Origin of the sequence: Sideroxyarcus emersonii, assembly GCF_021654335.1 — a bacterium.
Taxonomy (GTDB): domain Bacteria; phylum Pseudomonadota; class Gammaproteobacteria; order Burkholderiales; family Gallionellaceae; genus Sideroxyarcus; species Sideroxyarcus emersonii.
Genome location: NZ_AP023423.1, coordinates 1573592 through 1589923, shown reverse-complemented (window position 1 = coordinate 1589923; position 16332 = coordinate 1573592). Strand labels below are relative to the sequence as shown.

The following is a 16332-nucleotide window of genomic DNA, read 5'->3' as shown; positions in this document are numbered from 1 at the left end:
GGCTAATCATCTGCCGAGCCCCAGGCAAATACTGCAATAGGAAGTCGCAACTAAAACACGTTACCCCAGCTTCTTTGCGATGTCAGTCGGGTTGAGGTGGGTGTACTTCCGCAATTCAGACAGCGTTTTGTGACCGGTGATGGACTGGACTTCAAACACGTTCAAGCCCTTCTCGAAGAGCCTGGACGTGCCCTCATGGCGCAGATCGTGAAAATGCAGGTCGGCGGCCCCAATGTCTGCGCGAGCAGCTTCCCAATCCCGGCGCAGCTGGGACTCGGTGATCGACCAGACTTCCCCCTTCTTCTTCCAGCCAAGCCCTTCAAGAGCCCGCATCGCAACGGATGAGAATAGGGTAGTGCGAGACTCGCCGTTCTTGGTGTCGCGCAGGATCGCCGAACAAGCTTTCTTGTTGATGTTCTCCCAGCGCAGTCCGAATATCTCGCTGCGCCTCATGGCGGTCTCTATGGCGATGATGACGAACGCCTTAGACTCACCCATCAATGTCTTCATCAAAGCCTCGTATTCGCCTTCGTGGAGTCTTCTCTCGCGTGGCTTGCCGTTCGATGGCAAGTCAATCTGGCCGGATACCGGGTTGGTGACCGGCAACCGCCATTTTCGAATCGCAACGCGGTACAGGTGGGAAATCAGGCTGGCGTATTTTCTTTGATTGTTTTCGCTGCCGCCTATCTCATCCAGGAATGCGAGCGCGTCATCGGGCGTTACTCCGTGGAACGGTTTCTTGGAAAGCGCGGTTCGTCTCGCTTTGCCAATCCTGAATTCTTCTGTCGATGCGCCTTTTTTGGCAGGGGTGATTTCTTTCAAGTAACGATCAAGAGCGTCATCCACCGTAAAGGACTTGATCGATTGTTTTTGGATGCGCGCTTTGAGAATGGCGGTCTCATGCACATCTAAAGATTGCGACAACTTGTGAGAATCGCGATAGATGCGTGCCTCTGATAGACTGTCGAGCGTCTTATCAAGCTTGTGCCCCTGCACCATCATCCGCACTCGAAACGAGTAGGGGCCTTCTTGATAAATTCCTTTTTCAATTCGTTTTGCCATGATGGATTTCCTGGTGGATTTGCCGGATTTTGCCGGGAAATTATTTGGAAATCAACCGAAAACGCCGCAGGCAATGGGTTTGGTGGCTTTTGCACTATGGATTTAGGTTCCAGCGCCGTAAGGCGTGAGAGTTCGAGTCTCTCCTTTCGCACCAGATCCCAGCAAATTTTCTCGGAAAAGCGTTTGCCATTGCTGCGCCAGATGAATTTTTTGTTATATGCGGGGTTTTCTTCGCATTTGAATTGCTGCCCCGGCGCTAAAGGGCTATATTGCCCTTCAGGAGCCCCAAGATGCCCAGCGATATACAAAACAAGCGCTCCATTCTAGACGCGCGTCACCACGACCCCTTTTCATACCTGGGGTTGCATCAGAACAGGTCCGGCTGGATCCTGCGGGTTTTTCAACCTCATGCTACCGAGATTGCCGTTTACGACGGCGAAGCGTGGCAGTCGCTTGAGCGCGATCCGTCCAATGGTTTCTATCACTGGCAAGGCAAGCGTGCACTACCGGTCCCCTGCCGCTTGAAAGTGAATTTCTTCAACCATGTCATCGAAGTGCACGATGCCTACAGTTTCGGCAGCAGCATCAGTGAGCACGACCTCTATCTTTTCTCGCAAGGACGCCTGGAGCAGGCGTACCGCATGCTCGGCGCCCATCACTTGGAACTGCAGGGTGTATGGGGAGTGCGCTTCGCGCTGTGGGCCCCCAATGCCGAGCGAGTCAGCGTGGTGGGGGACTTCAACGGCTGGGACGGGCGCATCCACCCGATGCGAGCCCTGGGCAGCAGCGGGGTGTGGGAAATCTTCGTGCCAGACATCGGGCTGGGCGAGTTCTACAAGTTCGAGATCCGCAACCGCCATTCCGGCGAGGTGTTCGTCAAGACCGATCCTTATGGCCTGAGCTTCGAGACGCGCCCCGGCACTGCAGCCAGGGTCGCGGTGCTGGATGGGTACCAGTGGCGGGATTCGTCATGGCAGGAGCATCGCGCCGGCCGCGACTGGATCCATCAGCCCTTGAACGTGTATGAGGTGCATGCCGGTTCATGGAAGCGGCATTGGGACGGGCGTTTCTACAATTTCCGCGAACTGGCGGACAGCCTTGTGCCCTATGTGCAGGAGATGGGGTTCACGCATATCGAACTGATGCCGATCAGCGAGCATCCGCTGGACGAATCCTGGGGATACCAGACGACCGGCTATTACGGCGTGACCAGCCGTTTCGGCACACCGGACGATTTCCGCTACCTGGTGGATTCCTGCCATATCGTCGGTATCGGCGTGATCCTCGACTGGGTGCCTGCGCATTTCCCCAAGGATGCCTTCGCGCTGGCGCGTTTCGATGGCACGGCGCTGTATGAGCACGAAGATCCCAGGCTGGGCGAGCACCAGGATTGGGGCACGCTGATCTTCAATTACGGCCGCAACGAGGTGCGCAATTTCCTGCTTGCCAATGCGCACTACTGGCTGAGCGAGTTCCACATCGATGGTTTGCGCGTGGATGCGGTGGCATCGATGCTGTACCTCGATTATTCGCGCAAGGCGGGAGAATGGTTGCCGAACAAGTACGGCGGCCGCGAGAACATCGACGCGGTGGACTTCTTCCGCGAGCTGAACGTGATGACCCATGAGCGATTCCCCGGCACCCTGACGCTGGCCGAGGAGTCCACCTCGTGGCCGATGGTGTCGCGGCCCACCTATCTCGGCGGGCTGGGATTCAGCATGAAATGGAACATGGGCTGGATGAACGACACGCTGGATTACATCGAACACGATCCGGTGCATCGCCGCTATCACCATAACAGGCTCACGTTCGGCCAGCTCTACAGTTACACCGAGAATTTCGTGCTGCCGTTCTCGCATGACGAGGTGGTGCACGGGAAGAAATCCCTGCTCGACAAGATGCCGGGAGATGCCTGGCAGAAATTCGCCAACCTGCGCCTGCTGTTCACCTACCAGATGACCTATCCGGGCAAGAAGCTCAATTTCATGGGCAACGAGTTCGCACAGGGGCACGAATGGAAGGTCGGTACGGAACTGGACTGGTATCTGCTCGGACGGGGCGAGCACAGCGGGGTGCAGTCCGCATTGCGCGATCTCAACCGCCTGTATGCCGGGGTCCCGGCACTGCATGAACTGGATTTCTCGCCGGAAGGCTTCGAGTGGCTGGATTGCAACGATGCCGACCAGTCGGTGTTGAGTTTCCGCCGCATCGCACGCGACGGTTCGTATGTGATCGTGCTGCTCAACTTCACCCCGGTGCCGCGTGTGGGCTACCGTGTCGGGATGCGGCACAAGGGATGCTACCGCGAGATATTCAATAGCGATTCGCATTATTACGGCGGTTCCAACATGGGCAACGGACTGGGGCTGGACACCTCGGACATCGCCTGGAACGGCGAAATGCAATCATTGGCGCTCACGCTGCCGCCGCTGGCCGGCATCGTGCTGCAAAGGACATATTGACGGACGACACCAAGGGGAGCTCATGTCTGCATTGACTCAATCCGCCGCCTGGCAAGCGTTGCTTGCACACCATGCCGCCAACAGGCAGCTTTCCATGCGGCAGCTGTTCGGCGACGATCCGCAGCGTTTCAGGCGCTTCTCGGTGCGTCTCGATGACATGCTGCTCGACTACTCCAAGAATCTGGTGACTGAGCAGACGATGGCGCTGCTGTTCGCTCTGGCGCGCCAGGCGGATGTCGAAGGCTGGCGCGACCGGATGCTTGCCGGCGAGAAGATCAACTGCACCGAGCACCGCGCGGTGCTGCACACCGCTTTGCGCGCAGCGGTGGATCCCCAGCATGCGCCCATCCTGGTCGACGGCCGGGATGTGCTGCCGGGGGTGCGGAGCGTACTGGAAAAGATGCGCGTCTTCAGCGAGAGCGTGCGCAGCGGCGCCTGGCGCGGGTATGGCGGCAAGGCCATCACCGACGTGGTGAACATCGGCATCGGCGGTTCTTTCCTCGGCCCGTTGATGGTGTGCGAGGCGCTGAATTCATATTCCGGCAGTCTGAAAACGCATTTCGTCTCCAATATCGACAGCACCGACCTGCTCGAAAAACTGGAGCCGCTCGATCCCGAGACGACGCTGTTCATCGTCGCCTCCAAGACCTTCACCACGCAGGAAACCCTGATGAATGCCCGCTCGGCGCGCGACTGGTTTTTGCGCAGCGCCGGCGATGTGAAACACGTCGCGAAGCATTTTGTGGCGCTGTCGACCAATGCGAAAGAGGTGACGGCGTTCGGCATCGATACCGCCAACATGTTCGAGTTTTCCGACTGGGTCGGCGGGCGATATTCGCTGTGGTCGGCAATCGGCCTGTCCATCATGCTGGCGGTGGGGATGGACAACTTCGAGGAACTGCTGCGCGGTGCCCATGAGATGGATGTGCATTTCAGCACTGCGCCGCTGGAACAGAACATGCCGGTGATCATGGCGCTGCTGGGGGTCTGGTACAACAACTTCCACGAGATCACCAAGCAGGCGCTGCTTCCGTATGACCATGCGCTGGAACATTTCGTCCCGTACTTCCAGCAGGCGGACATGGAGAGCAACGGCAAACGCGTGGATCGCAACGGCGTGCCGGTGGATTATTCGACCGGTCCCATCCTGTGGGGCGGCGTCGGCACCAACGGCCAGCATGCCTACTTCCAGATCCTGCACCAGGGGACGCAGATGGTCCCGGCCGATTTCATCGCCTCGGTGCAGACCCACTACCCGCTGGGCGAACATCATGCCACGCTGCTGTCGAATTTCTTTGCCCAGACGGAGGCGCTGATGCGCGGCAAGAACGAGGCCGAGGCGCGTGCCGAGCTGCAGGCGGCCGGCATGGACGAAGGGGCCATCGCCGCACTGCTGCCGCACAAGGTGTTCGAGGGCAACAAACCGACCAATTCCATCCTGTTCAGGCAACTGACGCCGCGCACGCTGGGGCGGCTGATCGCGCTGTATGAGCACAAGATCTTTGTGCAGGGCATCATCTGGAACATCAACTCCTTCGACCAGTGGGGCGTGGAGCTGGGCAAACAGCTGGCCTCGCACATCCAGGCCGAGCTGCGCAGCGGCGCCGAGATCACCGCGCACGATTCCTCCACCAACGGACTGATCGCCCATTACAACGCACTTAAATGAAGATACTTTTCGTCACCTCGGAAGCCCATCCACTGATCAAGACCGGCGGTCTGGCCGATGTCAGCGGTGCGCTGCCGGCCGCGCTGCAGGCGCTGGGGCAGGATGTGCGGCTGCTGCTGCCGGGCTATATCCCGGTGCTGGATAAACTGGACAGCAAGCGCACGGTCGCCAGCTTCGGGGTATTCCCCGGCCAGCCCGAGATAAGGCTGTTGAGCGCGAAGATGCCGCATACCGAAGTGCCGGTGTATGTGCTGGATGCGCCGCAATACTTCTGCCGCGTGGCCGGGCCATACCAGTACGAGCTGGGGGGCGACTGGCCGGACAATCCGATGCGTTTCGGCATGTTGTCCAGGGTGGCGGCGATGCTGGGCAGCGCGGATTCGCCCATCGCCTGGCGTGCCGATATCGTGCACTGCAACGACTGGCAGAGCGGCCTTGCGCCGGCGTATCTGCAACTGAACCGGGGCTCGCACGCCAAGAGCGTGATGACCATCCACAACATGGCGTTCCAGGGCAGCTTCGATCGCGACTGGCTGGCGCCGCTCGATCTCCCGCAATCCTGTTTCGATATGCATGGCGTGGAGTTCCACGGCTACTTGTCCTTCCTCAAGGCCGGGCTGCATTATGCCGACCGTATCGTGACGGTCAGTCCGACCTATGCGCACGAGATACAGACCACCGAGATGGGCTACGGCATGCAAGGCCTGCTTGCGGTACGTAACGGGGACGTGAGCGGTATCCTGAACGGCATCGACGAGCAGGAATGGAATCCCGCCACCGATCGGTATCTGGCAGCGCATTACGACAGCAGCGACCTCGCACGCAAGGCCGCCGGCAAGCTGGCGCTGCAACAACAGCTCGGGCTGGAAACGGATGCAAAAGCACCTTTGCTGGGCGTGGTCAGCCGCCTCACCTATCAGAAGGGGCTGGATATGCTGCTGGAAAGCCTGCCCAGATTGCTGGACGGCGGGGCGCAACTGGCGGTGCTGGGGAGCGGCGAGAGCGAACTGGAACGGCGCTTCCAGCAATTGGCACAGCGCTATCCCGAGCGCGTTTCGGTCACCTTGCGCTTCGACGAGGGATTGTCGCACCGGATCATGGCAGGAGCAGACATCTTCCTGATGCCGTCCCGCTTCGAGCCCTGCGGGCTGAACCAGATGTACGGGATGCGTTACGGTACGCCACCGGTGGTGCGCAAGACCGGCGGCCTGGCGGATTCGGTGAGCGATGCGCAGGAGAGCGACGGCACCGGCTTCGTGTTCGATGAGGCGGATCCGGCGATACTGTACCGCACCATCGTGCGTGCCATCGAATGTTACCGGGACGAAAAGAACTTCCGGCGGATACAGCTCAACGGCATGCGCCGCGATGTCGGGTGGGCAGGCAGTGCGCAGCGTTATCTCGATCTTTACCGGACGATGTGATGAAGAGGTGTTTGTTGGCTGACTAAAGGGGAGGAAGCATCATGGTTCAGGAAATGCGTTCACCACGATTCATCAGTGCTTTGACAAAGAATACCGTGGCTTTGGTGCTGGCGGGAGGACGCGGTAGCCGCCTGCATAACCTGACGGACTGGAATGCCAAACCGGCGGTGCAGTTCGGCGGCAAGTTCCGCATCATCGATTTTCCCCTGTCGAATTGCATCAATTCCGGCATCCGCCGCATCGGCGTGGTGACGCAATACAAGGCGCATACGCTGATCGAACACATCCAGAAGGGCTGGGGTTTCCTGCGCGGCGAGTTCAACGAGTTCCTGGCCTTGCTGCCGGCACAGCAGCGCATCCAGGAAGAGTGGTATCGGGGTACCGCAGACGCGGTATTCCAGAACATCGATATCCTGCGCGGCTACAATCCGGAATATATCGTGATCCTGGCAGGCGACCACGTCTACAAGATGGACTACGGCGAGATGCTGGCTTACCACGTGAGCAGCGATGCCGACATGACGGTCGGCTGCATCGATGTGCCGGTGGCCGACGCATCGTCGTTCGGCGTGATGACGGTCGACGACAAGGACCGTATCGTCAAGTTCGCCGAGAAACCAAGGAATCCCGCCGAGATTCCGGGCAAGCCCGGGCGTGCCCTGGCCAGCATGGGGATCTATGTGTTCAACGCCAGGTTCCTGTACGAACAGCTGATCCGCGATGCCGACACCAAGAAATCGACGCACGACTTCGGCCACGACATCATCCCTTACCTGATCGACCGCTATCGCGTTTATGCGCACCGGTTCGAAAAGAGTTGCGTCGGCATGAGCGACGGCGGCGGGGCCTACTGGCGCGATGTGGGAACCATCGATGCGTATTGGGAGGCCAATATGGAGATGGTCAGCGTGACACCGGCGCTGGACCTGTACGACAAGAGCTGGCCGATCTGGACCTACCAGGAACAATTGCCGCCGGCCAAGTTCGTCTTCAACGACGACGACAGGCGCGGCGTGGCGATCGATTCCATGGTGTCGGGGGGCTGCATCATCAGCGGTGCGAGGGTGCAGCATTCCCTGCTGTTCTCGGATATCCGGGTGGGCGCGCGCAGCGAGATCACCGATTCGGTGATCCTGTCCGGCGCGCGCATCGGCGAAGATGTGAAACTGGGCCGGGTGGTGTTGGACAATAATTGCGTGATACCGGACGGCATGCGGATCGGTTTCGATCAGGAGGAGGATGCGCGCCGCTTCCACGTATCTCCCGGCGGGATCACCCTGGTGACGCCGGACATGCTGGGCCAGTCGATCCACCATATTAGATGAGACTCTTCCGGGAAGGTCGAATGAACCGCCATGCCACAAAGTGACGCACTGCAGGCAGCAAGCAGGAAACTCCAGCTCATTCTGTGCTGGCACATGCACCAGCCGGATTACCGCGAATATCAGCGCGGGGAATACGTGCTGCCGTGGACATACCTGCATGCCATGAAGGATTACACCGACATGGCCTTCCATCTGGAGCAGCATCCGCAGGCCAGGGCGGTGGTGAATTTCGTGCCCATCCTGCTTGAGCAGCTGCACGACTACGAACAGCAATTCCGGAGCGGCGAGATCCGCGATGCATTGCTCAAGATGCTGAAGCATGAACGCCTGGACGAACTGGGGGATGAGCAGCGTCTGCACATCCTGGACAGCTGTTTCAAGAGCGACCATGCCAAGATGCTGAAGCCGTACCGGGCCTATCAGCACCTGTTCGACCTGCTGAAAGTGCTTGAGGGGCACGGTCGCGAGAATGTGACGTACCTGTCCGGGCAATACCTGGCCGACCTGCTGGTGTGGTACCACCTGGTGTGGATGGGCGAGAGCTTGCGGCGCAGCAGCGAACTGGTGGCGCGGCTGATGACCAAGGGCAGCCAGTTCACTTATGCCGAGCGCATGGAACTGTTCGGCCTGATCGGGGCCGTCATCGCCGACATCGTGCCGCGTTACCGCAAGCTGGCCGAGCGCGGGCAGATCGAGATATCTTCCACGCCCTATAACCATCCCATCATGCCGCTGCTCATCGATTTCACCGCGGCGCGCGAGAGCGAGCCGAATGCGCCTTTGCCGCAGGCGGTGCAGTACCCCGGCGGCCTGTCGCGTGTGCACGCGCACCTGGCCAACGCCATGGAGGGCCACCGGCAGAATTTCGGTGCGCCCCCCCATGGGATGTGGCCATCCGAGGGCGGCGTGTCGCGGGCCACACTGAAGCTGCTGGCGGAGCATGGCTGCGAATGGACGGCGACGGGGCAGGCGGTGCTGGCCAACAGCCTGTTGCGCGAGATGAACGACCATCCCTTGCCGGGCAGTTCCGGCTACCTGTACAAGCCCTACCAGGTCGACACCGGCGGTGCGCCGATCTACTGTTTCTTCCGCGATGACGGCCTCTCCGACAAGGTCGGCTTCGAATATGCCAAATGGAAAGGGGACGATGCCGCCGCCGACTTCGTCCACCACCTGGAAGAGATATTGCGGCATGCGCCGGATGAGGAGGAACCGGTGGTGACCGTGATCCTGGATGGCGAGAACGCATGGGAATACTACCCCTACAACGCCTATTACTTCCTGTCGGAATTATATGCGAAGCTGGAGAACCATCCCGACATCCGGACTACCACGTTCCATGAATGCGTCCAGAGCCTGAACGATCCGAAATCGAAAGTGACGGCGAGCAAGCTGCACCAGATGGTGGCCGGAAGCTGGGTGTACGGGACGTTCAGTACCTGGATCGGCTCTCCCGACAAGAACCGCGGCTGGGACCTGCTGTGCGATGCCAAGCGCAGCTACGATATCGTCATGGCGAGCGGGCGCCTGACCGACGAGGAGAAGCGCCTGGCCACCCTGCAGCTCGCCGACTGCGAAGGGTCGGACTGGTTCTGGTGGTTCGGCGACTACAATTCGGCACTCAGCGTCGCATCGTTCGATAACCTGTTCCGCCGCAACCTGTCCAATCTGTACCGCCTTCTCAAATTGCCGCCGCCGCTTGAGTTGCAGCATGTTATCAGTGTCGGCAGCGGCGATCCCGCCATGGGAGGAACCATGCGCCGATCCGATGGTATGTGATCATTGATGGAGTAGAGCATGGCCAAATCGATTTCGTTGTTACTCGGAGTACATGCCCATCAGCCGGTGGGCAACTTCACCTCGGTGCTGGACGAGGCGCATGTCCGTTGTTACGGGCCGTTCCTGCGCGTGCTGCATCGCTACCCCGCATTCAGGTTCGCCATCCACGTCAGCGGCTGGCTGCTCGATTACATGCTGGAACGCTACCCGGACGACATGGCGCTGTTGAAGGAGATGGTGCAACGCGGGCAGGCCGAACTGGTGGGGGCGGGTTATACCGAGCCGGTGCTGGCGGTGATCCCGGAGGCCGATCGACTCGGGCAACTGCAGCGCATGTCGAGCATGCTGGAGCACACCCTCGGGCAGCGCCCGCAAGGCGCATGGCTGACCGAGCGCGTGTGGGAGGCGACCGTGGTCCCTTCGCTGGCGGATTCGGGCATCCGCTATTCCACGGTGGACGATTACCATTTCCTGTGTGCCGGGAAAGAGGGAAAGGAGCTGGACGGCTATTACACCACCGAAGAGAACGGGCGCCAGCTCGACCTGTTTCCGATTTCGGAGGCACTGCGCTACCGCCTGCCGTTCTCGCCGGCGCAGGAGGTGGTGAGCTACCTGGAAAGCCTGGCGAAAGAGGAGGGGGAACCGGCGGCAATCTATTTCGACGACATCGAGAAGTTCGGCATCTGGCCCGAAACCTATCAATGGGTGTACGAGCGAGGCTGGCTCACCCAGTTCATCGAAGGCGTGCTGGCATCCGACATCATCAGGACGGAGCGTTATTGCGACTATCATGCCCGCGCAAAGACGCACGGCGTGGTTTATTTGCCCACCACTTCCTATATTGAGATGAACGAATGGACGCTGCCGGTTCCTGCGGCCCATCACTATGCCGACCTGGTGCAGGCGTCGAAATCGTCCGGCGATTTCGAACGCAACAAGGCATTCCTGCGCGGCGGCATCTGGAAGAACTTTTTCATGCGCTATCCGGAGTCGAACTGGATGCACAAGCGCATGCTCAGCCTGTCGCGACGCCTGCATGCCTTGCCGCAAAACGCGCAGACAGCGGAGATGCTCAATGCGTTGTACGAAGCGCAGGCCAACGATGCCTATTGGCATGGCTTGTTCGGTGGGCTGTACCTGCCCCATCTGCGCCGCGCCATCTACAATGCGATCGTCAAGCTGGAGGGATTGCTGGACGCGGCCGAGCCACGCCAGCCAATGCTGGCCACCGATCTCGATCTGGATGGGGACGACGAGATATTCCTGCAGAACGGCGTGTTGCAGGCGATCCTGCGCCAGGACGGCAATGCGGCATTGTGCGAATTCGACGCCTACCGCCTGAACCATAATTTTGCCGATACCCTGGCCATGCCGCAGGAGCATTATCACCGCAAGGTGCATGCCCAGCCGAGTGCGCATCCTGGCGGCGAAGGGATCGCCAATCCGCATGAACGCATGAGCAGGAAGCATGAGATCACCCCGGAGGACATGGCGATCGACGGACAGCAGAAGTCGATGTTCCTGGACAAGTGGCTGGCAGACGGTGCCGAGACCAGGCCGCAATACGTGCTGTCGGAGAGCGCCGGAACGGCGTCCGCAGCAACGTTCGAGGCAACCCTGGGCGACGGCAGGGTGCGCAAATCGGTGGTGCTGGATGGCTCACGGCTGTATGTCGCCTATCGATTCTTCGGTGTAGCGCGCGGTGTGTTCCAGGTGGTGGTCAATCTTGCCATGCCGAGCTGCGACGGTCCTGCCGGCCGGTTCAGGGTGGGCGGGGAGATCCAGGGCGGCTTCGGCCAATTGCTGCAACTTGCCGGGATGCAGCATGTCGTACTGGAGGATGCGGTGCTGGGCGGCAGACTCGAGGTTTCGGTGAGCCGTCCTGTTGCGCTCCATTCGCTGCCCAGTTTCAGCGTTTCGCAATCCGAGGCCGGGTTCGAGAAGATCATGCAGGCTGTCGTGCTGACATTCGATTGCATATTGACGAGCCAGACCGATACGCTGGAGTTCTGCATCGACGTCGCCTGAGCGGCCTGCCGATATTTTCACACTGGAAACGTAAATGAATACCGTCAACAAACCTTTCATTGCCAAGCATCCGAGTGTGCTGAAGATCCCGCCCCTGGGCATGGATGCCGGCGGGCTGGAAGAGGATTTCTGCCGTTACTTCAACCACACATTGGGTTGGGACAAAGCGATCGTCTCGTCGCACCATGTCTATTCCTCCTGCGCGCTGGTGTTGCGCGACCGCCTGGTGGAACGCTGGCGCCGGACCCAGCGGGCTTATGACGAATCCGGTTGCAAACAGGCGTATTACCTGTCGCTGGAGTTCCTGATGGGGCGCGCACTGGGAAACGCGCTGCTTAACCTGGAGTTGACGGGGGCTGGTGCCGAGGCGATGCGCAATCTGGGACTGGACCTGGAAGAGGTGCAGGAACTGGAGAGCGATGCGGGTCTGGGCAACGGCGGCCTGGGGCGGCTGGCCGCCTGTTTCCTGGATAGTTGTGCGACGTTGCAGTTGCCGGTGACCGGTTACGGCATCCGCTATGAGTATGGCATGTTCCGCCAGAAGATCGAGCAGGGGCGCCAGGTGGAAGAACCGGACCACTGGTTGCGCAACGGCAATCCGTGGGAGATCGAGCGGCCGGAATACGCGGTCAGGATCAAGTTCGGCGGACGCTCCGATTTCTATACCGATCCGGACGGCGATCTGCGCGCGCGCTGGATCGATACGCAGGACGTGGTGGCTGTTCCCTACGACATGCCCATCCCCGGCTATCGCAACGGCACGGTGAATACCTTGCGTCTGTGGAAGGCGGCAGCGACGGAAGAGTTCGACCTGGAAGAGTTCAATGCCGGCAGCTACACCGAGGCAGTCGCGGCGAAAAACGCAGCGGAACATATCACCATGGTGCTGTACCCGAATGATGCGAGCGAGAATGGCAAGGAGCTGCGTCTGCGCCAGCAATATTTCCTGGCGTCGGCGAGCTTGCAGGACGTATTGCGGCAATGGGTGCACAAACATGGCGACGACTTCTCGGATTTTGCGGAAAAGAGCTGTTTCCAGCTGAACGATACCCATCCGACCTGCGCGGTGCCGGAATTGATGCGCCTGCTGATGGACGAACATGGACTGGGCTGGGACGAGGCGTGGCACATCACTGCGGGCACCATGGCCTATACCAACCATACGCTGCTGCCCGAGGCATTGGAGCGCTGGCCGGTGGGCATGTTCGGACGCTTGCTGCCGCGCCTGCTCGATATCATCTACGAGATCAACGCCCGCTTCACGGAAGAGGTATCGCTGCGCTGGCCTGGCGATACCGATCGGCAGCGCCGCATGTCGATCATCGAGGAAGGCGATATCCCGCAGATACGCATGGCCTATCTGGCCGTGGTGGCGTGCCATTCGGTTAACGGTGTGGCGGCCCTGCATTCCGAGTTGCTGCAGCAGCATCTGTTCCGTGATTTCTTCGAGCTGTGGCCCGGGAAATTCAACAACAAGACCAACGGGGTGACGCCCCGGCGCTGGCTGGCTTCGAGCAATCCGCTGTTGAGCGCACTGATCGACCGCAGCATCGGAGAAGCATGGCGCACCGACTTGTCCGCTCTGGCGGCGTTGCGCGAGTTCGCCGACGACAGCGAGTTCCGCGCCGAGTGGCGCCAGATCAAGCAGGCAAACAAGCGGCGGCTGGCAGACACGGTCGCTCGCGATTGCGGCGTGGAGTTCGATCCGGCGGCGATGTTCGATGTGCAGGTGAAGCGCATCCATGAATACAAGCGCCAGTTGCTCAATGTGCTGCATGTGATCCATCTATATGATCGCATCAAGCGCGGCGATGTCGCCGACTGGACGCCGCGCTGCGTGCTGATCGGCGGCAAGGCCGCGCCTGGCTATGCCATGGCGAAACGCATCATCAGGCTGGTCACGGCAGTGGCTGAGGTCGTCAATCACGATCCCGCCACGCAAGGGCGGTTGCGACTCGCCTTCCTGCCCGATTATTGCGTCTCGGCGATGGAGGTCATCTGCCCGGCGGCCGACCTGTCCGAGCAGATATCGACGGCAGGCAAGGAAGCGTCGGGTACGGGCAACATGAAGTTCATGATGAACGGTGCCATCACCATCGGCACGCTGGATGGCGCGAACATCGAGATCCGCGAGGAAGTGGGCGAAAAAAATTTCTTCCTGTTCGGGTTGACCGCAGGTCAGGTGGAGGCGGCTCGGGGAAGCTACGATCCCGCTTCCATCGTCGCTGCCGATGCCGACCTGGCGCGGGTCATGCACCTGCTGGAAAGCGGACATTTCAACCTGTTCGAGCCGGGGTTATTCGACCCCATCGTCCAGTCCATTCTGAGCCCGAACGATCCATGGCTGACGGCAGCCGATTTTCGCGGTTTCGTGGACGCCCAGCGCAAGGTGGCGGAGGTTTATCGCGACCGAGAGCGCTGGACGCGCATGAGTATCCTGAATTCAGCAGCCAGCGGCAAATTCTCCAGTGATCGTACCATCCTCGATTACAACCGCGACATCTGGCAGCTGAGTCAAGTGCCTGCGCATGCCGAGTGAGCGGACGGACGGGCCTTCCCGTCCCGTTTCATGTATCATTGAGACCTGCGATATCCGATTTGTGAAGCCTGCTTAATTCAAAGGAAGTGTCAGTATGTCAAATGTAGAGACTTTGAGTGGATTGCAACGCCGTTTGAACGCATCCATCCCCCAACAACAATTGCGCGGCGAAATGGAAGCGCGCCTGAAGCGCATAGGCCGTACCGCAAAGGTGCACGGTTTCCGCCCGGGCAAGGTGCCATACAAGGTGCTGGAACAGCAATATGGAGCATCGGTGCAGCAGGAAGTGCTGGGCGAGAGCCTGCAGCGCTCGTTCGCCGAGGCTGCCATCTCCAATAAGCTGCAGGTCGCAGGCTATCCGCAGTTCGAGATCAAGACTGCGGATCTGAACGCACCGCAGATCGAATACAGCGCGACCTTCGAGGTCTATCCGGATGTCGTTATCGGCGACATCTCCGGCGAAACCGTCAACCGCGTCGTATTCACGCTGAGCGATGCCGATGTGGAGGAGACGATCAATACCATGCGCAAGCAGCGCGCCACGTTCAAGAAAACAGATCGTGCCGCGCAGAACGACGACCAGGTGCGTATCGATTTCAGCGGTACCTTGAACGGCGAGCTGTTCGAGGGCGGTACGGGCAAGGATTTCGCATTCGTGCTGGGGGCAGGGCGCATGCTGCCGGATTTCGAAAAGGCGATCGTCGGTATGAAGGCTGGAGAGACCAAGGCGTTCGACATGACTTTCCCGGCCGATTATCACGGCAAGGATGTGGCGGGCAAACAAGTCACCTTCACCATCACCGTGCATGCGGTCGAAGCGGCGCATCTGCCTGAAGTGGATGCCGAGTTCGCCAAATCCATGGGGGTGGCGGATGGCGATGTGGCCAGGCTCAAGGCCGAGATTCGCGACAACATCGGCCGCGAGGCGGCGCGCCGGGTGAAAGTGCGCAACAAAGACAACGCGATGGAGGTGCTGCTCAAGGTTGCAGAGCTGGAGGTGCCCCAATCCCTGTTGGAAAGCGAGGCGCAGAATCTGATGCACCAGGCGAGGCAGGATATGGAAGCGCGCGGCATCAAGCTTCCGAAAGGCATGCAGTTGCCGGCGGATCTGTTCGTTGAACGTGCGACCAAGCGCGTGAAACTGGGCCTGATTCTGGCTGAGTTGGTGAAGAAGCACAGTCTGAATGCGAAGCCGGAGCAGGTGAATGCACTGGTACAGGAATACGCCCAAAGCTATGAGCATCCGGAAGAGGTGATACGCTGGTACAACGGAGATCCTTCGCGTCTGCGCGAAGTGGAGAATCTGGCGCTGGAAGACAACGTGGTCGCATGGGTGATGGCGGGAGCCAAGGTCAGTGACCAGCCGACCACGTTCAACGAATTGATGGGGAGCAACTGAACATGCTGAATGATTCCACCAGGCAAACGATGGAACCGCAAGACATCGGCATGATCCCGATGGTGGTCGAGAGCAGCGGACGCGGCGAGCGTGCCTATGACATCTATTCGCGTCTGCTCAAGGAGCGCGTGGTGTTTCTGGTGGGCGAAGTCAACGACCATACTGCCAACCTGATCGTTGCGCAGATGCTGTTCCTGGAATCTGAGAATCCGGACAAGGATATCCACTTCTACATCAATTCGCCGGGCGGATCCATCTCTGCGGGCATGGCGATCTACGACACCATGCAGTTCATCAAGCCCCAGGTCTCCACGCTGTGCATCGGCATGGCTGCATCGATGGGCGCCTTCCTGCTGCAGGCAGGCGCGAAGGGCAAGCGTTTCGCATTGCCGAATTCAACCGTGATGATCCATCAGCCGCTGGGCGGGTTCCGTGGCCAGGCTTCGGACATCGAGATCCATGCCAAGTACATCCTGAGCCTGCGCGAGCGCCTGTATACCCTGATGGCCCAGCATACCGGACGCACCGTCGAGGAGATCGCGCGCGACAGCGAGCGGGACAACTTCCTGACCGCAAAGGAGGCGATGGAATATGGCCTGGTGGATCAGGTACTGGACAAGCGGGTTTAAGTAATTTGGTTGGCTG

At 59.9% G+C, this 16332-nt stretch carries 11 protein-coding genes; 9 read left to right on the top strand and 2 right to left on the bottom strand.

Features of this window, described 5'->3' with window-relative positions; all coding sequences use genetic code 11:
• Positions 1-60: 60 nt before the first annotated feature.
• A complete protein-coding gene (locus L6418_RS07745; protein ID WP_237246348.1) occupies positions 61-1062 on the bottom strand; it encodes a site-specific integrase in 1002 nt (333 codons plus the stop codon).
• Positions 999-1370, bottom strand: a complete 372-nt coding sequence (locus L6418_RS07740) for a hypothetical protein (protein WP_237246347.1) — start codon at positions 1368-1370, stop codon at positions 999-1001. Before L6418_RS07740 ends, L6418_RS07745 begins: the two co-directional genes overlap by 64 nt.
• Here L6418_RS07740 and glgB point away from each other — a divergent pair.
• From glgB to clpP, 9 genes are all read left to right on the top strand, one after another.
• A complete protein-coding gene (gene glgB / locus L6418_RS07735) occupies positions 1353-3524 on the top strand; it encodes a 1,4-alpha-glucan branching protein GlgB (protein WP_237246346.1) in 2172 nt (723 codons plus the stop codon). The genes L6418_RS07740 and glgB overlap by 18 nt on opposite strands.
• 22 nt (positions 3525-3546) lie before the next feature.
• A complete protein-coding gene (gene pgi / locus L6418_RS07730; RefSeq protein WP_237246345.1) occupies positions 3547-5193 on the top strand; it encodes a glucose-6-phosphate isomerase in 1647 nt (548 codons plus the stop codon).
• Positions 5190-6617 (top strand): glycogen synthase GlgA, encoded by a 1428-nt coding sequence (gene glgA, locus L6418_RS07725; RefSeq protein ID WP_237246344.1) that lies wholly within the window; start codon positions 5190-5192, stop codon positions 6615-6617. The genes pgi and glgA overlap by 4 nt, the downstream gene beginning before the upstream one ends.
• A 41-nt stretch (positions 6618-6658) precedes the next feature.
• Positions 6659-7942, top strand: coding sequence for a glucose-1-phosphate adenylyltransferase (glgC, locus tag L6418_RS07720; RefSeq protein WP_237246343.1), 1284 nt, complete (start codon positions 6659-6661; stop codon positions 7940-7942).
• A 30-nt stretch (positions 7943-7972) separates the two neighbouring features.
• The gene (locus tag L6418_RS07715) at positions 7973-9721 is read left to right on the top strand and encodes a glycoside hydrolase (RefSeq protein WP_237246342.1); all 1749 of its coding nucleotides are present in this window, start codon (positions 7973-7975) and stop codon (positions 9719-9721) included.
• An 18-nt stretch (positions 9722-9739) separates the two neighbouring features.
• Positions 9740-11749 carry an alpha-amylase/4-alpha-glucanotransferase domain-containing protein gene (locus L6418_RS07710; protein WP_237246341.1) on the top strand — a complete coding sequence of 670 codons (2010 nt, stop codon included), beginning with the start codon at positions 9740-9742 and terminating at the stop codon, positions 11747-11749.
• A gap of 34 nt (positions 11750-11783) precedes the next feature.
• Complete coding sequence (locus L6418_RS07705) at positions 11784-14288, top strand: glycogen/starch/alpha-glucan phosphorylase (RefSeq protein ID WP_237246340.1); 2505 nt, start codon at positions 11784-11786, stop codon at positions 14286-14288.
• 94 nt (positions 14289-14382) lie between these two features.
• Entirely contained in the window at positions 14383-15687 is a 1305-nt protein-coding gene (gene tig / locus L6418_RS07700; protein WP_237246339.1) for a trigger factor, read from the top strand.
• Between the two features lie 2 nt (positions 15688-15689).
• Complete coding sequence (clpP, locus tag L6418_RS07695; RefSeq protein WP_269807798.1) at positions 15690-16316, top strand: ATP-dependent Clp endopeptidase proteolytic subunit ClpP; 627 nt, start codon at positions 15690-15692, stop codon at positions 16314-16316.
• Positions 16317-16332: the final 16 nt, after the last annotated feature.